4 protein-coding genes and 1 pseudogene are annotated in these 2,609 nt (G+C 71.9%); all 5 read left to right on the top strand.

Annotation, left to right across the window (positions count from 1 at the left end; genetic code table 11):
* A pseudogene (locus ACWGH4_RS33965) lies at positions 1 to 241 on the top strand (IS200/IS605 family accessory protein TnpB-related protein); the annotation flags it as partial.
* Between the two features lie 135 nt (positions 242 to 376).
* Positions 377 to 1,039, top strand: a complete 663-nt coding sequence (locus tag ACWGH4_RS33960) for a hydrolase (protein WP_453467631.1) — start codon at positions 377 to 379, stop codon at positions 1,037 to 1,039.
* Positions 1,040 to 1,044: 5 nt separating this feature from the next.
* Positions 1,045 to 1,584, top strand: a complete 540-nt coding sequence (locus tag ACWGH4_RS33955) for a DoxX family membrane protein (RefSeq protein WP_441262232.1) — start codon at positions 1,045 to 1,047, stop codon at positions 1,582 to 1,584.
* Between the two features lie 80 nt (positions 1,585 to 1,664).
* Positions 1,665 to 2,249, top strand: a complete 585-nt coding sequence (locus ACWGH4_RS33950; RefSeq protein WP_453467629.1) for a Dps family protein — start codon at positions 1,665 to 1,667, stop codon at positions 2,247 to 2,249.
* Positions 2,249 to 2,609 (top strand): FAD-dependent oxidoreductase (locus ACWGH4_RS33945; RefSeq protein WP_453467627.1); only part of this gene is annotated, 361 nt, incomplete at its 3' end. The genes ACWGH4_RS33950 and ACWGH4_RS33945, both read left to right, overlap by 1 nt.

Below are 2,609 nucleotides of genomic sequence, written 5' to 3'. Positions count from 1 at the left end.
GATCCGGCGACGGACGACACCGCCCCCGCACGACCAGAGCGATCGTGCGGGGCATCGGACCGTCCAGGCCGACCCGGGCACCCTCGGGCGCGAGGGAACCCGCCCCCGCATCCCCGGACCACGCACCCGATGCGTGCCCCCGGACGCGGCGCGAACGCGGGCAACCAGGACACCCAACACCGTTCGGGGTGCCCGCAGCGACCAGGAATGGGTCCAAGACTCACTCCTGCTCACTGATTAGGAACGGTAGTGCGCTGTCGTGCCAACTCCTGGGCACGGAGAGAGAAGTCGGTCGGTCGGGCCCGTCGTAGTTTTCGGGTGTGCCGAACCCAGTAACGCGGACGGCACCATTCCGACTGCTCCGAAAGGATTCCTCATGTTCGACATCACCAAGGTGCAGGCCGCCCCGAGCGCGGACCTGCTCACGCCCGGCAACGCCGTCATGCTCTTCGTGGACCACCAGCCGCAGATGTTCTTCGGCACCGGGAGCGGCGATCGCGCCGCGATCATCAACAGCACCGTGGGTCTCGCCAAGGCGGCCCAGGCGTTCGACGTGCCCGCCGTCCTGACCACGGTGGCCGCCGAGTCGTTCTCCGGGCCCCTGCTTCCGCAGCTCGCAGAGGTGTTCCCCAAGAACGAGGTCATCGACCGCACGACGATGAACGCCTGGGAGGATGAGGCGCTCGTGGCGGCGGTCAGGGCGACCGGGCGCAAGAAGATCATCCTCGCCGGCCTGTGGACCGAGGTCTGCCTGGTGCTTCCCGCGCTGTCCGCGCTGGAGCAGGGCTACGAGGTGTACGTGGTCTCCGACGCCTCCGGCGGCGTCAGCCCGGCCGCCCACGAGCACGCGCTGCAGCGGATGATCGCCGCCGGCGCGGTGCCGGTGACTTGGGTGCAGGTGCTCCTCGAGCTGCAGCGCGACTGGGCGCGTCAGGAGACGTACGGCGCGGTCATGGAGATCGTCAAGGCCCACGCCGGCGCCTACGGCCTGGGTGTCGTGTATGCGCAGAGCATCATCGGCGCGCACGCGGCCGGCTGACCTCCTTGGACACCGGCATTCTGATCCTGCGTCTGCTGGTGGGGCTGCTCGTCGCCGGCCATGGCGTGCAGAAGATCAGCACGCACCTGGGCGGCAGGGGGCTCGAGGGCGGCACGCAGGAGTTCCGCGCCGACGGTTTCCGCGGTGGAGCCCTCACCGCACTGGCGGCGGGCGGTGGTCAGATCGGATCGGGTCTGCTGCTCGCCTCAGGCTTCCTGACCCCGCTCGCCGCCACGGGGGCCATCGGGGTCATGACCGTCGCCCTCACCGTGAAATGGCACAACGGCCTCTGGGTGCAGAACGACGGCTACGAGTACCCGCTCGTCCTCATCGGCACCGCCGCCGCTCTCGCCGCCACCGGACCCGGCGCCTGGTCCCTCGACGCGGCCCTCGGCCTCAGGCCCTACCCGCTGTGGTGGACAGTCCTCGTGGTCGCGGCGGGCGTCGGCAGCGGGCTGCTCGCCCGGGTCGTACTGCACCGGTCGGGCCCGGCAGCTACGGCAGACCCGGCGGCGCCGCAGGCCGCCGTCCGCAGCGAGCGCTGACCGCGTGCCACGCAGACCGGGTCCGGCCGCTCCGTGCCCCCGACCGGACGGCCGGGCCCTCCCACCTCCAGGAGAACTCGATGGAAACCACGACCACCACAGCCCCGCGCGGAGGCGGCCAGCCGCTGCTGCACCAGAAGGGCGAAGAGACCCAGACGTTCGGCACGCTCAAGCAGCTGCCGATCGGCCTCGGCCACGACACCCGCATGTACGCCTGCCAGCGGCTGAACCGGGTACTCGCCGACACGCAGATCCTGTACTCCCTCTACAAGAAGCACCACTGGCTCATGCGCGGGGCGACCTTCTACTCGCTCCACCTCATGCTGGACAAGCACGCGGATGCCCAACTCGCCATCGTGGACGGGCTGGCCGAGCGGATCCAGAGCCTCGGCGGCGTCGCGGTCGGAGACCCGCGCCACGTCGCGGAGCTGACGGCGATCCCCCGGCCGCCGGACGGCGTGGAGCCGGTCCCCGTCATGCTGTCGCGGCTTCTCGACGCGCACGAGCGGATCCTGATCGACGCGCGGGACGCCGCCGCCCGGATCTCGGGCGAGGGCGACGAGGGCAGCACCGACCTGCTCGTCTCCGACGTCATCCGCACCGGCGAGGCGCAGGTGTGGTTCCTGGCCGAGCACCTCGTGGACACCCCCCTGGTGCGCGGCTGATGGAGGACACGTACGACGTCGTCGTGGTAGGCGGCGGGCCGGGCGGCGAGGTCGCCGCCGACCGCGTCGTCCGATCAGGGCTGACCGCCGTCGTCGTCGAGGCCGAGGCGGTCGGCGGCGAGTGTTCCTACCGGGCATGCGTGCCGAGCAAGGCCCTGTTGCGTCCCGGCGCGGCCAGGGAGGCCGCCCGGTCGGTCGGCGGGGCACTGCAGGCGGTGACCGGGGCCCTCGACCCGGCGCAGGTCCTGGCCCGCCGCGACCCGGTCACCCGCCGCGGCGACGACACCCGCCAGGCCGACTGGCGGAACACCGCCCGCCTACCCCACCTAAGAGGACACCGCCGGCTAGCCGGGGAGCGCC

The sequence above is a fragment of the Streptomyces sp. NPDC054847 genome, assembly GCF_053610925.1.
The sequence above is the reverse complement of the archived record's forward strand: the minus strand, read 5'-3'. Positions and strand labels throughout refer to the sequence as shown.

What these genes read in the sequence shown, in the direction of transcription:
- ACWGH4_RS33950 (WP_453467629.1), top strand. Translation starts at nt 1,665, where the DNA reads ATGGAAACCACGACCACCACAGCCCCGCGCGGAGGCGGCCAGCCGCTG.
- ACWGH4_RS33960 (WP_453467631.1), top strand. Translation starts at nt 377, where the DNA reads ATGTTCGACATCACCAAGGTGCAGGCCGCCCCGAGCGCGGACCTGCTC.